This is a genomic window from Brevundimonas sp. UBA5936 (genome assembly GCA_002430835.1).
Taxonomy (GTDB): Bacteria; Pseudomonadota; Alphaproteobacteria; order Caulobacterales; family Caulobacteraceae; genus Brevundimonas.
Map to the genome: position 1 here is coordinate 1 of DJDA01000061.1, position 333 is coordinate 333.

Here is a 333-nt window from a genome sequence, read left to right on the forward strand (position 1 = left end):
CCGCCCCCCCTCGCCTCCAGCACCCCCGCCCCGCCCGCCGCGGGCCAGCAGGCCCGCCCCCCCCCGCCGCCCCGCACCCGCCGCTCGGGCCGGGGCCGGGGCGCGCGCAGGCCCTTCAGCGCCGTCGCCGCCATCTCGCCCGGCGGGCTGAGGGTCCAGCGCGCCGCCCATTCGACGAAGTCCAGCGTCCGTTCCGGCAGGCGCGGATCGGCCAGCACCTGTTCGACCGCCTTCAGCTTGCGATTGGAGCCGGTCGTCTCGAACACCTCGGCGACCACGCCCCGGATCAGACGCGGGCCCAGCGGCACGGCGACCTGATCGCCGCGCGCGACC

1 pseudogene is annotated in these 333 nt (G+C 79.3%); it reads right to left on the minus strand.

Annotated elements, in window-relative coordinates:
- Positions 1 to 333: pseudogene (locus tag B2Y21_RS06260) on the minus strand (primosomal protein N'); the annotation flags it as partial.